19 protein-coding genes are annotated in these 18,105 nt (G+C 63.2%); 16 read left to right on the top strand and 3 right to left on the bottom strand.

The features are described 5' to 3' along the window. Window positions 1-276: 276 nt before the first annotated feature. Window positions 277-531 (top strand): addiction module antitoxin, encoded by a 255-nt coding sequence (locus Q0330_RS00235; protein ID WP_299472849.1) that lies wholly within the window; start codon window positions 277-279, stop codon window positions 529-531. Window positions 532-535: 4 nt separating this feature from the next. Continuing rightward, entirely contained in the window at window positions 536-847 is a 312-nt protein-coding gene (locus Q0330_RS00230; RefSeq protein ID WP_299472786.1) for a type II toxin-antitoxin system RelE/ParE family toxin, read from the top strand. A 341-nt stretch (window positions 848-1,188) separates the two neighbouring features. On the opposite strand, the gene Q0330_RS00225 is transcribed toward Q0330_RS00230, so the two are convergent. Further along, window positions 1,189-1,593: a hypothetical protein gene (locus Q0330_RS00225; RefSeq protein ID WP_299472784.1), complete on the bottom strand. Its 405-nt coding sequence runs from the start codon at window positions 1,591-1,593 to the stop codon at window positions 1,189-1,191. On the opposite strand from Q0330_RS00225, the gene Q0330_RS00220 reads away from it, so the two are divergent. The 4 genes from Q0330_RS00220 to Q0330_RS00205 are packed head-to-tail and all read left to right on the top strand — an operon-like array spanning window position 1,567 to window position 7,544. Further along, window positions 1,567-4,089: a DEAD/DEAH box helicase family protein gene (locus Q0330_RS00220; RefSeq protein ID WP_299472782.1), complete on the top strand. Its 2,523-nt coding sequence runs from the start codon at window positions 1,567-1,569 to the stop codon at window positions 4,087-4,089. The genes Q0330_RS00225 and Q0330_RS00220 overlap by 27 nt on opposite strands. Beyond that, complete coding sequence (locus tag Q0330_RS00215) at window positions 4,086-5,618, top strand: restriction endonuclease subunit S (RefSeq protein WP_299472780.1); 1,533 nt, start codon at window positions 4,086-4,088, stop codon at window positions 5,616-5,618. Before Q0330_RS00220 ends, Q0330_RS00215 begins: the two co-directional genes overlap by 4 nt. After that, entirely contained in the window at window positions 5,615-6,067 is a 453-nt protein-coding gene (locus Q0330_RS00210) for a hypothetical protein (RefSeq protein WP_299472778.1), read from the top strand. Before Q0330_RS00215 ends, Q0330_RS00210 begins: the two co-directional genes overlap by 4 nt. 1 nt (window position 6,068) lies before the next feature. Further along, the gene (locus Q0330_RS00205) at window positions 6,069-7,544 is read left to right on the top strand and encodes a class I SAM-dependent DNA methyltransferase (RefSeq protein WP_299472776.1); all 1,476 of its coding nucleotides are present in this window, start codon (window positions 6,069-6,071) and stop codon (window positions 7,542-7,544) included. Between the two features lie 25 nt (window positions 7,545-7,569). Here the strand turns inward: Q0330_RS00205 and Q0330_RS00200 are convergent, their stop codons facing one another. After that, entirely contained in the window at window positions 7,570-8,532 is a 963-nt protein-coding gene (locus Q0330_RS00200) for an SOS response-associated peptidase (protein WP_299472774.1), read from the bottom strand. Window positions 8,533-8,781: 249 nt separating this feature from the next. On the opposite strand from Q0330_RS00200, the gene Q0330_RS00195 reads away from it, so the two are divergent. Next, window positions 8,782-10,089 (top strand): site-specific integrase, encoded by a 1,308-nt coding sequence (locus tag Q0330_RS00195; protein WP_299472772.1) that lies wholly within the window; start codon window positions 8,782-8,784, stop codon window positions 10,087-10,089. Here the strand turns inward: Q0330_RS00195 and Q0330_RS00190 are convergent. Further along, window positions 10,046-10,642, bottom strand: a complete 597-nt coding sequence (locus Q0330_RS00190; protein ID WP_299472770.1) for a hypothetical protein — start codon at window positions 10,640-10,642, stop codon at window positions 10,046-10,048. The genes Q0330_RS00195 and Q0330_RS00190 overlap by 44 nt on opposite strands. 367 nt (window positions 10,643-11,009) lie before the next feature. On the opposite strand from Q0330_RS00190, the gene Q0330_RS00185 reads away from it, so the two are divergent. From Q0330_RS00185 to Q0330_RS00145, 9 genes are all read left to right on the top strand, one after another. After that, complete coding sequence (locus Q0330_RS00185; RefSeq protein ID WP_299472768.1) at window positions 11,010-11,246, top strand: transcriptional regulator; 237 nt, start codon at window positions 11,010-11,012, stop codon at window positions 11,244-11,246. Beyond that, a complete protein-coding gene (locus tag Q0330_RS00180) occupies window positions 11,243-11,395 on the top strand; it encodes a hypothetical protein (protein ID WP_299472766.1) in 153 nt (50 codons plus the stop codon). The genes Q0330_RS00185 and Q0330_RS00180 overlap by 4 nt, the downstream gene beginning before the upstream one ends. Continuing rightward, window positions 11,392-12,273, top strand: a complete 882-nt coding sequence (locus tag Q0330_RS00175; protein ID WP_299472764.1) for a helix-turn-helix domain-containing protein — start codon at window positions 11,392-11,394, stop codon at window positions 12,271-12,273. The genes Q0330_RS00180 and Q0330_RS00175 overlap by 4 nt, the downstream gene beginning before the upstream one ends. Then, window positions 12,260-12,745, top strand: a complete 486-nt coding sequence (locus tag Q0330_RS00170) for a DUF6362 family protein (protein WP_299472762.1) — start codon at window positions 12,260-12,262, stop codon at window positions 12,743-12,745. The genes Q0330_RS00175 and Q0330_RS00170 overlap by 14 nt, the downstream gene beginning before the upstream one ends. A 325-nt stretch (window positions 12,746-13,070) precedes the next feature. Beyond that, on the top strand, window positions 13,071-14,291 hold the full coding sequence (locus tag Q0330_RS00165; RefSeq protein WP_299472848.1) for a site-specific DNA-methyltransferase: 1,221 nt from the start codon (window positions 13,071-13,073) through the stop codon (window positions 14,289-14,291). Window positions 14,292-14,295: 4 nt separating this feature from the next. After that, entirely contained in the window at window positions 14,296-15,288 is a 993-nt protein-coding gene (locus Q0330_RS00160; RefSeq protein ID WP_299472760.1) for a DNA cytosine methyltransferase, read from the top strand. A 39-nt stretch (window positions 15,289-15,327) separates the two neighbouring features. Next, entirely contained in the window at window positions 15,328-15,927 is a 600-nt protein-coding gene (locus Q0330_RS00155) for an elements of external origin (protein ID WP_299472758.1), read from the top strand. After that, window positions 15,914-17,902 (top strand): phage terminase large subunit family protein, encoded by a 1,989-nt coding sequence (locus Q0330_RS00150; RefSeq protein ID WP_299472756.1) that lies wholly within the window; start codon window positions 15,914-15,916, stop codon window positions 17,900-17,902. Before Q0330_RS00155 ends, Q0330_RS00150 begins: the two co-directional genes overlap by 14 nt. Continuing rightward, complete coding sequence (locus tag Q0330_RS00145; protein WP_299472754.1) at window positions 17,902-18,105, top strand: hypothetical protein; 204 nt, start codon at window positions 17,902-17,904, stop codon at window positions 18,103-18,105. The genes Q0330_RS00150 and Q0330_RS00145 overlap by 1 nt, the downstream gene beginning before the upstream one ends.

Below are 18,105 nucleotides of genomic sequence, written 5' to 3'. Positions count from 1 at the left end.
GCGGACAGACCTACCAAAGGGGTCAAGGAGGAAACCAAGCAAGGAGCGTTGTTGCAGTCGAATCAATGAACTGGGCCTCGTCGTCGCGTCCTGTCAGTTTGTGCTGCGGCTAGGGTGGTCTGCAACCTTGATGGGTCGCGATGCGCGCACCGATTCCGGCCTCTGCGGAGAATCGGCATGCCAATCTCCGCAAGTTATGCGGAGATTGGCTACATGGTGCGCCTTGCCCGCGTGTTCATTCTTGCTTATCTTGAATACAAGCAGACGGAGGCGACCATGTCCCAGACCACAACGATGACGGTCCGCATCAGCGGCGCACTGAGCGAGTTCGTGGCAGCGAACGTCGGCGAGAACGGGTCCTACGAGAACATCAGCGAATACGTCCGCGACCTGATCCGGCGCGATAAGGAGCGGGCCGAGGCTGAAGCCTTCAATCGTCTGAAGGCTGAGCTGAGACGCGCCTTCGCTGCTCCGGAGGAAAGCTATCGCCCGTTGACGGCAGCCGAGGTCATCGCCCGGAACCGGGGCTGACTTCGTGGGAATTCGCGTCCAGGAGGCCGCATCGCTGCGGCTTGACGAGATATATCGGTACACGCGCGTCCGCTGGGGCGCCGAGCAGGCGGATCGGTACATCACCGAGCTCTTCGCGGCGTTTGACCAGATAGAAAGCCATGGCGTCGCGTCACGCCCCATCCCGGCCGAGTTCGGGGTCGAAGGCTTCTATTTCCCGCACGAGCATCATTTCGTGTACTGGCGACGGCTGTCGAACGGGGACGTCGGCATCGTGACCATCCTGCACGAGCGCATGCACCAGATGGACCGGTTTCGGGAGGATCTTCCGAAGTGACGGATGGCTCTGTCGACGATTATCCGCACCGTCGCAGGGGGCCTCGATAAACGTTGACCAGGTGTTGACAAGAATTCAAAACGCAAAATGTCGACTGTTTTTATCGGAATCCAATAGTTTGATATATTTGCTATTTCTGGTTGCGGGGGTAGGATTTGAACCTACGACCTTCAGGTTATGAGGCTATAGACCCGAGCAATCTCCGATATAACGATATCAATGCCTTACCGGACATGCCTTTGACATGTTTGGCGATAGTCCCGGCATCCACCGCCGCCCATCGGCATTCACCGCGTTTCGGGGGCACTCGAAGGGCGTTCGCCTGTTGAGTAGGCGTTGAGTCAATTCCTGCGCCCCTGCACACCGGCCTCCGGCCCACACCCAAAGCGGACGGCCTTCTGACGAGACGAATCCACCAAGGCGCTGCAATTGCATTTCTCCCAGCAGGCGGTCAATATCTGCGGGAAGTTGCAGTCCAGTGGAATTACGAAGTGCCGCACGATCTGAACCAGAACCCTGAACAGGTCGCTCGTGATCGAATAGATGAACGACTGAATGCTGCAGGATGGATCGTGCAGGACAAGGCCAAGTTGGATTTCAACGCCGGCCCAGGGATCGCCGTAAGAGAGTATCAAACAGATGTCGGCCCCGCTGACTATGTTCTGTTTGCTGACCGACAGGCGGTCGGGGTCGTCGAGGCGAAGCCAGATAATTTGGGAGTGCTCCTCACTACCGTCGAGGAGCAATCAGAAGGATACGCCAGCGCGAAGCTGAAATGGGTATCCAACTCGGAGCCGCTGCCCTTTCTCTACGAAAGCACGGGCAAGATCACCCGTTTCACCAATGCGCGTGACCCCTTGCCGCGATCCCGCGAGGTGTTCACATTTCATCGGCCGGAGACTTTGAAGGCCTGGGCTCAATCGCCAAAATCCCTACGGGCCGGCATTGCCGCCCTGCCAGCACTCGACCCCGACGGGCTGCGTGACTGCCAGATCACCGCGATCACGAAGCTTGAGGAATCGTTGAAAGCGGACAGGCCGCGCGCGCTTGTGCAGATGGCCACAGGTTCGGGCAAGACCTTCACGGCGATTACGCAGGTTTACCGTCTGCTGAAACATGCAGGCGCGCGCCGGATCCTGTTCCTCGTCGACACCAAGAACCTGGGCGAACAGGCCGAACAGGAATTCATGGCCTTCGTCCCCAATGACGACAATCGCAAGTTCACCGAACTCTACAACGTCCAACGCTTGATCTCGCCGTCGATGGCGAATGACACGCAGGTGGTGATTTCCACCATCCAGCGCATGTACGCGACGCTGAAGGGGGAGCCGCTGGACGAATCCGCTGAAGAAGAGAACCCGGCCGAACAGATCTTCCGTCGCAAAGATCCCCTGCCCGTTGTCTACAACCCCAAGCTGCCACCCGAATACTTCGATGTCGTCGTCATCGATGAATGTCATCGGTCCATCTACAATCTGTGGCGGCAGGTTATCGAGTATTTCGACGCCTATCTTATCGGCCTGACCGCAACGCCGGACAACCGGACCTTCGGCTTTTTCCAAAAGAACGTCGTCAGCGAGTACACCCATGAAAAGGCCGTGGCCGACAAGGTGAACGTGGGCAACGAGGTTTATCTGATCGAAACGGAAATCTCCCAGAAGGGCCAGACGCTGAAACCCAAGCAGCTGGTGCAGAAGCGTGAGCGTGATACCCGGGCCAAGCGCTGGGCGGTTCAGGATGACGAGGAAGCCTATGCCGCTACGCAGCTGGATCGCTCGGTCGTCAATCCCGACCAGATCCGGACCGTCATCCGCGCCTTCCGCGACAACTGGCCCGACATCTTCCCTGGCCGCAAGGAACTGCCCAAAACTCTGATCTTTGCCAAGACCGACAGCCATGCGGACGACATCATCCAGACCGTCCGGCAGGAATTCGGTGAGGGCAATGACTTCTGCCGCAAGATCACCAATGGCGCCAAGAACCCGAAATCGTCGCTGACAGCCTTCCGCAACGAGTACTATCCGCGCATTGCGGTCACCGTGGACATGATCGCCACCGGCACCGACGTGAAGCCGTTGGAATGCCTGATCTTCATGCGCGACGTGAAGTCCAGGAACTATTTCGAACAGATGAAAGGTCGCGGCACCCGGGTCGTCAAACCGGACGATCTGAAAAAGGTCTCGCCCTCGGCACAGGCCAAGACACATTACGTCATCGTCGATGCCGTCGGCGTCACCAAGTCTTTGAAGACCGCCAGTCGTCCGCTCGACAGCAAGCCATCGATCCCGTTCAAGGATCTGGCGATGGGCCTCATGATGGGCGACCGGTCAGAGGAAACGGTCAGCTCTCTGGCCTCGCGCCTGTCGCGGCTGGACAACAGGCTGGACAATACCGACCAGGCAAAGATCGCGGAACAGGCGGGCAAACCGCTTTCCGCCATCGTTCGTGACCTGTTCGACGCCATCGACGCGGACAAGGTCGAGGCGGATGCGAAGGCCGCAGGTCACCCCGAGCCTGACGATGCCGCGATGCACGCCGCGCGCGAGGATCGGATCAAAAACGCCGCAAATGTCTTCACTGGCCCGCTGATCAACATGATCGACACGATCCGGCGCGACAATGAACAGACCATCGACCACGACAACCTCGACACACTGACCCGCGCCGAATGGGCGGGCGATGTCGAGGAAAACGCCAAGAAGATCGTGCAGGAGTTCGAGGATTACCTGAACGAGAACCGCGATGAGATCGAGGCGCTGTCGATCTATTTCAACACACCCGCCCGCCGGTCCGAGGTCACCTTTGCCATGGTCAAGGATGTACTGAGAAGGCTTGCGGCCGATCAGCCCCGCCTTGCGCCGCTGACCGTTTGGCGCGCCTATGCGCATCTGGATGACTACAAGGGCGAAAGTCCGGCTGGCGATCTGACGGCGCTGGTGGCACTGATCCGGCGGGTCTGCGGGCTGGATGCGACCCTGACCCGCCATTCCGAAAGGGTGCGCCGCAATTTCCAGAACTGGATCCTGAAACGCCATTCGGGCGCAGGCGAAAAGTTCACTGAGGCGCAGATGGACTGGCTGCGCATGATCCGCGACCACCTTGCAACCTCGTTCATCATCGAACACGACGATCTGGACATGTCCCCCTTTGACGGCAAGGGCGGATTGGGGCAGATGTACGCGCTGTTCGGCGACAATATGGAGGACATCATGACCGAGATGAACGAGGCACTCTCGGCATGACGGAACTCCCGCCCGGTTGGGCCAGCGCAGCCTTTTCCGACTTTGGAACATGGATCGGCGGCGGCACGCCATCGAAAGCTAACGCACAGTTTTGGGACGGCCCCATCCCTTGGGTTTCACCAAAGGATATGAAATCTAAGGTCATAAGAACTGCTATCGACGGCATTACTTCCGATGCGGTTCATAATTCTGCGACCAAATTAGTTCCTCCTGATTCCGTTTTAATTGTAACGCGCTCCGGGATTTTAGCGCACACCCTTCCGATTGCGGTGACTGCTGTCGAAACGGCACTCAACCAGGATCTTAAGGCGCTCGCGCTTCCGGACAGTGTAGATTCCAGCTATGTCGCTTGGGGGCTCCGGGCATTCGAGCAATCAATATTGGCTACTTGTCGCAAAGGCGGGACGACCGTCCATAGCATCGAAATGCCTAGACTGTCGGCTTTTCACTTGCCCGTTGCGCCGACAAACGAACAACGCCGCATCGTGGAAAAGATAGAGGCGCTGTTTGATGAGATCGACAAGGGGGGCGAGAGCCTTGCGGCGGCGAAGGCCGCGCTTGGCCTCTATCGCCAATCCCTGCTGAAAGCGGCCTTCGAGGGCCGCCTCACCGCCGACTGGCGCGCCCAGAACCCCGACAAACTGGAAGACCCCCAAACCCTCCTCGCCCGCATCCGCAAGGAACGCGAGGCGCGGTACAAAGCCGATATCGCGGAATGGAAAGAGGCTGTAGTCACTTGGAAAGAGGGGGGCGAGAAAGGCAAGAAGCCGCCGAAGCCTAAACTGCAACCTGAATTTACGTACCAAGCCACAGAAAATTTATCGCCATGGCCGGTGACAAGCGTAGGAACGATCCTAGGCGCGCCATTGATTAACGGTCGTTCCGTCAAGGACAAGTCCGGCGGCTTTCCAGTGTTGCGCCTCACCGCTTTGAAAAATGGAAAAATCGTCCTCTCGGAGCAAAAAGAAGGCAATTGGACACGGGATGATGCCTTTCCGTTCCTCGTTGAGTACGACGATATCTTCGTTGCTCGTGGAAATGGAAGTAAGAAGCTAGTTGGGATCGGCGGACGAGTGTTGGATCAACCGATGCCTGTGGCCTTCCCTGATACGATGATCCGTGTGCGCCTTGATGCTTCCGTGGTTCGACCCGACTTTTTTTTGCTCTGCTGGAATTCATGGTCGATTCGCCGCCAAATTGAGGACGCCGCGCGTACGACCGCCGGTATATACAAAATCAATCAAGATCATGTCTCCGGCTTCACGTTGCCTTTACCTTGCCTGACCGAACAAGCCGAGATAGTCCGCATCCTCGACACACGCCTCGACGCGGCTGATCGTCTCGCAACTGAGATCGACGCCGCTCTAGCCCGCGCTGATGCTCTGCGTCAATCCATCCTGAAGCGCGCGTTCTCCGGCCAGCTTGTCCCGCAGGATCCGACCGACGAACCGGCCTCCGCTCTATTGGCACGAATCCAGCAGGCACGCGCGGCAACCGCGAAGAAAGGCAAGCGCAAGGTGTCGGCGTGAACAATTTCCAAAGAGCCGGCGCGATCAGCAACGCCCATGTCGGCCGTGATTTCGAAGCTCGGGCTCGGGCTATCCTGGAATCGCAGGGCCTCCCCCTCGAACTGAATCACAAGGTGCCCTGCGGCCTTAGCAATAGACTCAAGAACCACGCCTTCGATCTCGGCTCAGACGATCCGCCGGTGATCGTGGAGTGCAAGTGCCAGACCTGGACTGCTGGTGGCAATATACCCAGTGCCAAGATGAAGAATTGGGCCGAGGCCATGTTCTATTTCCACATGGCGCCGCCGCATTACCGCAAGATCTTCTTTGTCGAGCGCAGCCTGCGCAACGGGCGCGATGAATCCTTGCTGGCCTATTTCCGTCGCACACAGGCGCACATGATCCCGGCCGACGTCGAGATGTGGGAACTGGACCGCGACAGCGACACCCTCATCATTCACGAGGACTAAGATGAATACCGCCTCCATCGTCTCCAAAGTCTGGAGCTTCTGCACGACGCTGCGCGACGACGGCGTCGGCTATGGCGACTATCTGGAACAGCTGACCTATCTGATCTTCCTGAAAATGGCGGACGAATACGGCAAGCCGCCGTATCACCGCGATGTCGGCATCCCCGCAGGCTATGACTGGACCAGTCTGACATCGCGCAAGGGGGCTGAGCTGGAGGCGCATTACATCGCCCTGCTGCGCAAGCTGGGCGAACAGAAGGGCATGCTGGGCCAGATCTTCACCAAGGCCCAAAACAAGATCACCGACCCGGCCAAGCTGTTCCGCCTGATCGACATGGTGGATGGTGAAAAGTGGGTCATGCTGGGCGCCGACGTCAAAGGCGATATCTATGAGGGCCTGCTGGAACGCAATGCCGAGGACACAAGGTCCGGCGCGGGCCAATATTTCACCCCCCGCGCGCTGATCCGGGCGATGGTGGAATGCGTGCGGCCCGAACCCGGCAAGACCATCGCCGATCCGGCTTGCGGTACGGGTGGGTTCTTTCTGGCTGCGCATGATTTCCTGACAGACCCTGAGAACTACTCCTTGGACAAGGACCAGAAGGAGTTCCTGAAACACTCGACCTTTCACGGCAACGAGATCGTCGCCGGCACGCGTCGTCTGTGCCTGATGAACATGTATCTGCATGGCATCGGCGAAATGACCGGCGATACGCTGGTGTCCCCAGCTGATGCCCTGGTCGCGCCGCCGTCGGATACCTTTGATTACGTGCTGGCCAACCCACCCTTCGGCAAGAAAAGCTCGATGAGCTTCACCAACGCGGAAGGTGAGCAGGAAACTGACGACCTCACCTACAATCGCCAGGACTTCTGGGCGACCACGTCAAACAAACAGCTGAACTTTGTGCAACATATTCGCGCAATGCTGAAAACCACAGGACGGGCGGCTGTCGTCGTGCCAGATAATGTGCTGTTCGAAGGCGGAGCAGGCGAGACCATCCGCAGAAAGCTGCTGCAGAACACTGATCTGCATACCATCCTGCGGCTGCCGACCGGTATCTTCTATGCCCAAGGCGTGAAGGCAAACGTCATCTTCTTCGATAACCGCGCCGCCAGCCCGGATCCGCAGACATCGAAGGTCTGGTTCTACGACTACCGCACCAACGTGCATCATACCTTGAAACAGAAGCCGCTGACTCACGCGCATCTGTCCGACTTTGTGAAATGCTACAATGCCGACAACCGTCACAAGCGTGTACCCGCTTGGAGTGACGACAATCCCGACGGCCGCTGGCGCGCCTACACGCGCGAGGAGCTGCTGCAGCGCGATAAGGCGAGCCTGGACCTGTTCTGGCTGCGCGATGCGTCAATGACCGATTTGGACAATCTGCCCGAGCCGGACGTACTTGCCGCAGAAATCATGGACCAGCTTGGTGCGGCGATGGCGAGCTTCGAGGCGGTGACCGAAAAGATCTGACCGTGGTGGCCCATAGTTTCAGGGCTCATGGCACCTCGGTCGGAGCATCCACAAGCGCCAGTGCGCCATCCGGCAGCGGGCGTTGCAGCTTGCTGGCGATTTCGATCGGTGCCGAAAGCCAGGTCTCCCAATCCCGGGGATCGGTCAGGATGACCGGCATGGCTTTCGGATGCACCGATTTCACCTCGGCATTGGGCGCGCAGGTCAGAAAGGCATAGAGATCGTCGGCGGTCTCGCCATCCTTCACCTTGCGGACCGAACTCCAGCCCCGAACCTCGATCCCGGCGAAGAGCATCGGCGTCTCTGCTTCGGCCGGGGCAAACCACTGATTGCCGCCCTTGATCGGTTCGGCGAAGGCCGTGACCGGCACGAGGCAGCGATGCGCCGGGCCCAGCCAGCGCCGCCAATGCGGCGAGGTCAGGTTGCGGACATTGGTAACGCCCGGATCCCGTTGAGTCTTCAAGACCGATGGCGGCGATGGCATCCCCCACCGCGCCTTCACAAGCTCAAGCGCATTGCCATCATGGCGGATGATCGGCGCCAACTGATCCGGATAGACCTTGCCGGGCGCGACATTGCCCGCGCGGTCGGTCATGCTCATGCCCTTGAAAAGCTGGCGCATCGCCTCCTGCGTGGTGGTCTGATTGTAAAGGTTGCACACGGTGTCGTCGTCCTCGGAGCTACCAAAGGGCAGGTATGGTGAACTGTAGCCCGGCAGGCAGGTTCCGTCAGCCAGTTCCAGATCCGGAAAGGCTGTCAGGCAGGCGCTGGCCGCATCCGGTTCACGGAAATAAAGCGCAATCCGGTCGCGCATCCCACCGCGCCCGCCACCATGCCAAGCATAGTTGCCGCGGCCAATCCGTTCCTCCAGCCAGCCATGCAGTGCATCGGAACGACTGCCAAAGCCCATCTCCGGCACACAGATCAGCACCCGGACCGGGAAGGCCGAATCGTCAATCTTAGCTTGCGGTGTGCTGCGGCGTGTCATGAGCAAGAACAAATGCAGAACTTCAAGCATTCCGCAAGGTTCGATATCGCAGCCCCAGCGACAAAGCGATCCTGGCCTGGAGATCAAAGCGGCTCGCAATGTGCGGTGCGTTTGTCGCTGTCTGGCAGGACCGGCGCCCCTGCCCGGCTTCCCGCGCCGGTCCATTCCTGTATTCCGGTCGGCAAATGATCCTGTTGATAAGCCAGCGATTCTACGCATGTGTCGACGGCAAAGACGGGAGATTCATCCTTGCGCAATAGAGAAAAGCTCAGCGAGAAACTGGCCCGGGCGGCCGAGACCAGGCCCCGGCCATGGCAGGTTTTTGATACCGAGGTGCTGGGCCTGTCGCTCTGCATCTACCCCTCGGGCAGCCGGTCCTTCATGTTCGACTACCGGGTTGCCGGTCGCCAGCGCCGGTTCACCATCGGCCGCTGGCCGGAATGGAGCGTGACCGCCGCCCGCGACCGCGCCAAGGTGCTGCGCCGCGATGTCGACAGCGGGCAGGATCCGATGGCGGAGCGCGAGGATGCCCGCGAGGCCCCTCGGTTTCCAGATCTGGTCGAGCGCTATCTGCGCGAACATGCGGCCCATCTGGCGCCGCGCAATGCCGCCGATCAGGAATCCATGCTGCGCAAGCTGATCGAGCCGCATTGGAAGCACCGCCTGGTCAGCGAAATCGAACCCACCGATGTCGAGCGGGTGTTGAACCTGATCGCACAGGGCCGGTCGCGCCCGGCGAAGAAGAAGCCGAAGGCCAAACGGACGAAGCCGCTGGCGCCACCAAAGCCCACGCCGATCCGGGCCAATCGTGCCGGCGAGATGCTGCGCAAGGTCTTCAATCTCGCCATCGCCTGGAAAATGCGGGTGGACAATCCGGCGCTGGGCTTCCGCCGCCGGATGGAGGTCGAGCGGGAACGCTTTCTCACCATGGACGAGATCGCCCGGCTCGGCGATGCGCTGGCCGCAGCCGAGGATCAGCGCGCCGCCGCCATCATCCGCATGTGCATGCTGACCGGCGCCCGGGTTGGCGAGGTCCGCACCGCCCGTTTCGAGCATTTCGATCTGGAGCGCGCGATCTGGACCAAGCCCGCCGCCAATACCAAGCAGCGCCGGATCCACCGCGTGCCGGTCTCGCTGGACACGGTGGCGCTGGTCCGGACCCGGCTGGGGGCTGTGCCCACCGGCTGCGACTGGCTGTTTCCGGGCGATGTCGAGGGCAAGGATCAGCCGGTACAGGAATTGCGCCGGTTCTGGACCGGCATTCAGAAGGCCGCAGATATCCCGGATGTCCGCATCCACGACCTGCGCCACACCTTTGCGTCGCTGCTGGTCAGCGGTGGCGCCTCGCTGGAGATGATCGGAAAACTGCTCGGGCATTCGCAGTCGCGCACCACCCAGCGCTATGCCCATCTGATGGATTCGCCGCTGCGCGCAGGCGTCGATGCCGTCGCCGACCTTGTGCGGGCAAGACCGCGGCTGGTCCATGCCAATCCGCCCGTTGAGGTCTCTGTGCCTATGCCGGAAGCGCAGCGCGCAGTCGGTGCCAGATCGGGCTGATCCGCTTGCGGATGGTGCTTTCGTCCGGCGCCTCGCCATCGGCGCTGTGACGGACAAACCAGTCCTGCATTTCGCCGACCAGTTCGGTCATGCTTCCGGGCAGGCCGTTCTCGTGGATGCGGATCATCAAGGCTGTGTAGAAGGCCTCCCAGTCATACCTGGCGGTCGGGACAGCGCTGCTTCGGCGGGAGACAGTGTAGCGATCCTCGAACCCCGCCAGCCCTTCCGAGGTCATCGCCAGATCCTTCCGGTCGATGATCACTCCCGACTCGGGCGGCTGCACAACCGACCACACGTCACCGCCGGGCGGGCGAACCCGCAGGATCCGGATCTCATCGGGTCCGGTGCCGCACCGACGGCACATCCGCAGCACATCGCTCGGTGCCACCGCCACCATATCCGTGAACAGCTGACCGCCAAAGCTGGTCGGCGGGATCGCAACCACGATCTCCAGATGCCCGGCAAAACCCCACTCGACGATATCCGCAATCGTACAGCCCCAACGGGCGGCAACTTCGGCAAGGCTGTACAATGCGCGTGGCGGCAAAGACATGATGCAATCCCTTTTCTCCGTCATTCCTGCCGAAGGGGACCTGCCCTCCGGTGCCGCGTAGATAGGAATCACTCTCCCCAGAGTTGAGTCCCGTTACCGCTGACAGGCGGAAACGTCGTCGTCAGGTAACGTAACGTCAGTTGGTCCATGCGCTTGGCCAGGCACGGAATGCGCAAAGCGGAGGCGGACAGGCTTCCACCCCTCTGTAACGCCTGCGCACCCGGAACAGGATCCCATTTCACACCCTGTTCTGCCCTGCAAACGCCCGACCGGCGCGGGTTCCGGGTTTCCCGCGCCGGTCCATTCCGCGCTTTCCGGTCTCCCTCGTGCTCCGCTCTGCCCCGCAACCACGCAAAGGAGCAGGATCATGGTGGAAGAGGCAACGGGCGTGCCGGAAGGGCTGCTGGATGACTGGATGCCGCGGCGCGAGCTGGCGGGGATCATCGGGGTCAGCAGCGACACGCTGAAGCGCTGGGAGACGCGGCGGATCGGGCCACCCTGCATCCGGATCGGCCGCAAGGTGCTCTATCGGCGCGGCGCGGTGAAGGATTGGCTGCTGGAACAGGAAAGCCGCAAGACCGGTGCGCGCAGGGTGGCACGATGAGAGCGGGGATCATGATTACCGCCGTAGCTGCCCTTGCCACCATCCTGTCCCTACGGACCATCGACCGCAGCGTTGTCTTGCGCTTCATCGCGCCCACCGCCTTCGAGACCCGGTCCATCGAGGAAATCCTCGAGGGAGGCGATCGATGAGCCACCAGGCGACAAACTGGGCCTTCCAGCAGCGCGGGCTGGAGGCGGCGACATGGCGCGTGCTCATCATCCTTGCCGACCGGCACAATCCCGATTTCGGCTGCTTCCCCAGCCAGAGCCGGATCGCAGCCGATGCCGAGATGTCGCGCTCAAGCCTGAACGTCCATCTCGACAAGCTGGAACGCGCCGGCCTGATCCGCCGCGAACGGCGCATCGATCCCACGACCCGCAGGCAGAGATCGACGCGCTACCTCTTCGCCTTCGAGGAGGCTTTCGCCCAGAAGCCGTGTCCGGATCTCGGACACGGAAACAGGCCTGGCGAGGCGGCCAAAACACCCGGAGCCGTGTCCAGATCCCGTGTCCAGAATCTGGACACTAACCCTGTAAGTATACAACAGGTAATTACTACCGCGCGCGAGCCGGACACGGGTGCGGAGGCGACCGATCCCCAGACCCGCTGTCTCGCCGCCGGCGGTCCCGGCCTCTGCCCGGCATCGCGCGCCGCGATCACCGGCACGGCGGATGTGATCGACAGCTGGCTGCGCGAGGGGATCGACCTGGACGAAGACATCCTGCCGACCATCGCCAGGCGCACCACGCAGATCAGGATCAGCCCGATCCGGACCTGGGCCTATTTCACCGACGCCGTGCGGGCGGCGAAGCAGGCGAGATTGCGCAGAGAAGCCGATCCCCGCATCACCGCCCAGCACCGGTTCTTCGCCGACTGGATCAACTCGGACAAATACCTGCCGCCGACGGCGGTGACCAACACCATGGCCCATGCCCTGCTGCGCTTCGATCTGGTGACGGTTGCCCGGCTGGCAACACGCGGCGTTCCCATTCCGCACAGAAAGGCTGGTGAAGATGACGCCGCGTGAGATCGAGGACCGCTTCGAGGAAGCCGCACTGACCCTGAAGCGCCTGCCGAACCCAACCGCCTCAGGGCCGCGCGGTTACGGCCGGTCCTGGCCGGACTATGTGCATGAGGCGAAGCATGCCTATGGCTATGAACCGGCCCGGATGCGGGTGATCCCGAACGCCCACGAGATCCAGCGCATGGAGGAGGCGCTGGACTGGCTGGCGCTGATCGGCGGCGAGACCGAGCAGCAGGCGGCCGACAACCGGCGCATCGTCTGGATGCGGGCCGAGGGCCATCGCTGGCAGACCGTCTGCCGCCATGTCGGCTGCGTGCGATCGACCGCCTGGCGGCGCTGGACGGCGAGCCTGCTGACGATCTCCAAGGCCCTGAAGAAGCTTGAGAAAAGGCCCGCGCAAACCGTCGCCGCAAAATCGACCGGTGCAGAACCGGGCGTCAAACCGCGCGGCGGGGGCGCGAGCGGGGCGCCGTGAGGGCGCGAATGGGTCGAACTTGGGGCGCGACATTATCAAGGGTTTCGGCCCATATTCGACCTAGGATCAGGCGAGGTGAGGCCGGGCGAAAGCCCCGCCCCCCGGCCCTGGTTCCTCCGCCGCCCCGATCCTATGCGGGGGGCAGAGGCTCGCAAGCCCTCTAGCGTCAGGGAAAAATTCTGGGTTCGCGCCCGGGTTCGCAGCTTTGGGTTCGCAGGGTTCGCGCCCTGCCCCGATCACAGGAAACCAACCGCCGGGCGTCCCACCGCCCGGCGTTTTCATGAGCCGCGACGGCGGAAACGGAGGACGTGCCTTGCAGATCGAAATGATGGATGCCGCAAAGCTGGTCCCTTACGCCCGCAATGCCCGCACCCATTCCGAGGATCAGATCGCCCAGATCGCCGCCTCCATCGCCGAATTCGGCTTCACCAACCCGATCCTGATCGGCGGTGATGCTGTCATCATCGCCGGGCACGGTCGCCTCATGGCGGCGCAGAAGCTCGGGCTGGCCGAGGTGCCGGTGATCGTTCTGGACCACCTGACCGAGGCGCAGCGCCGGGCGCTGGTCATCGCCGACAACAGGATCGCCGAGAATGCCGGCTGGGACGAAGAGCTGCTGCGCGCCGAGCTGGAAAGCCTGCGCGAGATCGATTTCGACCTCGACCTGATCGGGTTTTCCGAGGCCGAACTGGATGCTCTGCTGGGCGACTTTGATGCCAGCGAGGACGGCGCGGTCGATGGCGAGGACGAGGTGCCTGAGCCCCCGGTCGAACCGATCTCCCGCCCCGGCGATCTCTGGATCATGGGCAATCACCGCCTGCTCTGCGGCGATTCCACGGTTGCGACCGATGTCGATAAGCTGCTGGCCGGGGTAAAACCGATGCTGATGGTCACCGACCCGCCCTATGGGGTGGAATACGACCCGAGTTGGCGCAACCAGTCTGGCGCCGCCAGGACCAAACGCACCGGCAAGGTGCTGAACGACGACCGGGCCGACTGGCGCGAGGCCTGGGCGCTGTTTCCGGGCGATGTCGCTTATGTCTGGCACGGCGCCCTCCACGCCACCACCGTCGCCGACAGCCTGATCGCCTGCGGTTTCAACATCCGCTCGCAGATCGTCTGGGCCAAGGACCGGCTGGTCCTGAGCCGCGGCGATTACCACTGGCAGCACGAACCCTGCTGGTACGCGGTGCGCAAGACCGGCAAGGGCCACTGGGCGGGGGATCGCAAGCAGACCACGCTCTGGCACATCGCCAACAGGGATCAGGACGCGGAAACGGTGCATGGCACGCAGAAGCCGGTCGAATGCATGCGCCGGCCGATCCTGAACAACTCAAGTCCCGGGCAAGCGGTGTACGAGCCCTTCATGGGATCCGGCACCACGCTGATCGCCGCCGAGACGACCGGCCGGGTCTGCTACGGGATCGAGCTGAACCCGGCCTATGTCGATGTCGCCATCACCCGCTGGCAGAACCTGACGGGCCAGGCGGCGGTGCTGGAGGGCACGGACAAGACCTTCGCCGATCTTTCCGCCAACAGACGCTGAGACCATGAATGACCTGGCTTTACCTGCCCCCGGACGTGATGCCGGGGCCGATGACACCTGCCTCTTCGGCCTCTCGCTGTGCTCCGGCGCGGGCGGGATCGATCTCGGTCTCACCCTCGCCCTGCCCGGATATCGAACTGTGGGCCATGTCGAGCGGGAAACCTTCGCTGCGGCCACTCTCGTGGCGCGGATGGAAGACCAGGCCCTGGATCACGCGCCTCTCTGGGACGACATTGCCACATTCGACGGCAAGCCGTGGCGCGGCGCGGTGGATATCGTCTCTGCGGGATATCCGTGCCAGCCGTTCAGCGTGGCGGGCAAGCGCCGGGGCGCGGACGATCCGCGCCACCTCTGGCCGCATGTCGCCCGGATCGTCGGCGAATGCGAACCGCCCTTCGTCTTCCTCGAAAATGTCGCCCATCATCTCCGCCTCGGCTTCCCCGAAGTCGCCGGCGGACTGGTCGGCATGGGCTACAGGCTTGCGGCAGGATTGTTTACGGCGGCGGAAGTCGGCGCGCCCCACAAGCGGGAACGCCTCTTCATCCTCGCCATCCGCGAAGGGGACGTGCTGGCCGACCCCGCGCGCCTGCTCCGGCATCCGCTCGAGCGGCGGCAACCGGACGGAAATCCTGCGCCTCTGGCCGACGCCGCTGGCGACGGATGGGAACAAACCGAGCGCGGGCAATCGCAGATCGGCCGATCTGACGCATTCGGCGGGACTGTGGATGACGCCGACCGCACGGGACCACAAGGACGGGGCGACGACGCTGGCAAACACGCCAGTGAACGGCCTCCTTGGCCGCCAGGTCCTCACGACGACGATGGCTGGCAACGATACCTCCGATCAGCGCCGGACCTTGAACCCGCAATTCGTCGAGGCGCTGATGGGCTGGCCCAGCGGGTGGACCGGCTTCGCCTCTGTGGCAACGGCGTGGTCCCGCTGGTTGCCGCGCATGCGCTCCGAACTCTGGCGCATCAGCTGCTGGAAGGCGGATGAGGCAGAGAGAAGATAACCCGGAATGTAAGGAACCACCCCATGGGCGTATCGCGCCGCAGATATGCGTCGATGCGCGGCGTGAGCGACATGGCGGTTCGCAAGGCGATTGCGAGCGGGCGGATCAGCGTGGAGGCCGACGGGACCATCGACCCGGCGAAGGCGGATGCGGAATGGGAACGCCAGACCGATCCGGCGAAGCAGCGCGGTGTGCATGCGCAGGCGCTGGGCACGCAGACTGCCGCTGGTACGGCCCGTGCTGCCGCGACAAAGCCGGTGCCGAAGGCGGCCATCGACGCGGTGAATGCCACGCTGGGCGACAGCGGCGACACAACCGCTGGCTCGGGCGGCGAGGTGTCCTTCCTGCGCGCACGGATGGCCAATGAGGTGCTGAAAGCGCAGACGGCGCGGGTGCGGCTGGAGAAGATGAAGGGCGAGCTGGTCGACCGGGCGCGGGCGACGAACAGCGTCTTCGATCTGGCGCGGCGGGAACGCGATGCCTGGCTGAACTGGCCGCCGCGGGTGGCGGCGAACATGGCCGCCGAACTGGGCGTCGAGGCCCATGCGCTGGAACAGGTGCTGGACCGCTATCTGCGCGCGCATCTGGCGGATATGGCCGAGGTCAGGATTGACCTTCGCTGAGTATGACGGCGCGGATGACATCCGGCAGGCATGGCTGGATGGGCTGGCACCGGATCCCAGCCAGAGTGTCAGCCAATGGTCGGACCGGCACCGGATCCTGTCCTCACGCGCGGCCTCCGAGGCCGGGCCATACCGCACGGGCCGCACGCCCTATATGCGCGGGATCATGGATGCGCTCTCGCCTGCCAATCCGGCTCAACGGGTGGTGTTCATGAAGGCCGCGCAGGTCGGCGCCACCGAGGCCGGCAACAACTGGATCGGCTTCTGCATCCACCGGGCGCCGGGACCGTTTCTGGCGGTGCAGCCGACGGTGGACCTCGCCAAGCGCCTGTCGCAGCAGCGGATCGACCCGCTGATCGAGGAAAGCCCGGATCTGCGCGCGCTGGTGATGCCGTCGCGTGCGAAGGACAGCGGCAATACCATCCTCGGCAAGCGGTTCCCGGGCGGGCAGCTGATCCTGACCGGGGCGAACAGTGCGGTGGGATTGCGCTCGATGCCGGCCCGCTGGGTGTTTCTGGACGAGGTCGACGCCTATCCGGGCGATATCGACGGCGAGGGCGATCCGATTGCGCTGGCCGAAGCGCGCACGATCAGCTTCGGCCATCGCAGCAAGGTGTTTCTGGCTTCGACGCCGACGGTCAAGGGCCTTTCGCGGATCGAACGGGAATACGAGCTCTCGGACCAGCAGCGCTATCATCTCCCCTGCCCGCATTGCGGCGCGCTGCAATGGCTGAAGTTCGAGCGCCTGCGCTGGACGCCCGGCCAGCCGGAAACGGCGCATTACCTCTGCGAGCATTGCGACGAGCCGATCCCGGAACGGCACAAGACCGCGATGATGGACGAGGCGAACGGGGCCAGATGGCTGCCCACCGCCGATGCCGAGACCAGGCGGCGGGCCGAAGCGGCGGGGATCGTGGGCTTTCATATCAGCGGGCTCTATTCGCCGCTCGGCTGGCTCTCCTGGGCCGAGATCGCCCGGGGCTGGGAGGCCGCGCAGGGCAATGATGCGAGCCTGAAGACGCTGAAGAACACCGTGCTGGGCGAGACCTGGGCCGAGCGCGGCGAGGCGCCGGACTGGCAGCGGCTCTATGAGCGCCGCGAGGATTTTCCGCTGGGCGTGGTGCCGGAGGGCGCGCTGCTGCTGACGGCCGGCGCCGATGTGCAGCGCGACCGGATCGAGATCGATGTCTGGGGCTGGGGCCGCAACCTCGAAAGCTGGCTCGTCGATCACGTGGTCCTCGAAGGCGATACCGCCCGCGAAGAGGTCTGGGCCGATCTGACGGCGTTTCTGGGCGAGACCTGGGAACACGCGGGCGGGGCGCGCATGGCGCTGGCGCGGCTTGCCATCGACAGCGGCGACGGGGCCACGACCGATGCGGTCTATGGCTGGTGCCGGCGCATGGGCCATGGGCAGGTCATCGCCGTGAAGGGCGTCGGCGGGTTCGACCGCGCCACGCCGGTGGACGGGCCGACCCATGTCGATGTGACCGAGGCCGGGCGAAAGATCCGGCGCGGGGTGCGGCTCTGGAAGGTGGCCGGCGCGGTGTTCAAATCCGAGACCTACCGGTTTCTGCGGCTGTCGCCGCCGACCGATGAGGAGCGGGCCGCGGGAAACGGCTTCCCTGCCGGCTTCGTGCATATCCCGCGCGGCACCACCGCCGAATGGACGAAGCAGCTGACCGCCGAGCAGTTGATGACGGTGAAGACAAGGCAGGGGTTTCAGCGGCTGGAATGGCAGCAGACCCGCGAGCGCAACGAGGCGCTGGACTGCCGGGTCTATGCCCGCGCCGCCGCCTGGCTGATGGGCATGGACCGCTGGGACGAGAGCCGCTGGGAACAGCTGGAAGAACAGCTGACGCCCGGCCGCGATGACCAGACACGACCCGCCGGGCAACCCCGGCGGCAGATGATCAATCCGCCCCCGCCCCGCCCATCGGGCTGGCTGGGCAACCGCAAGAGAGGAGGCTGGTTCTGATGGCCTGGACAGAGACGGAACTCGACGCCCTGCGCCGGGCCTATGCGGCGGGTACCACCCGCGTCGCCTATGACGGCAAATCGGTGGACTATGGCAGCGCCGGTGATCTTCTGACCCGCATCCGCCTGATCGAGCGCGAGATGGCGGGGGCGGCCGGTCGTCCCCGCCCGGTGGCTGGCTTTGCCGGGTTCCGCCGGAACTGA

The organism is uncultured Paracoccus sp. (assembly GCF_937873615.1).
In the GTDB taxonomy this organism is placed as follows: Bacteria; Pseudomonadota; Alphaproteobacteria; order Rhodobacterales; family Rhodobacteraceae; genus Paracoccus.
This window is presented reverse-complemented; position numbering and strand designations above follow the sequence as displayed.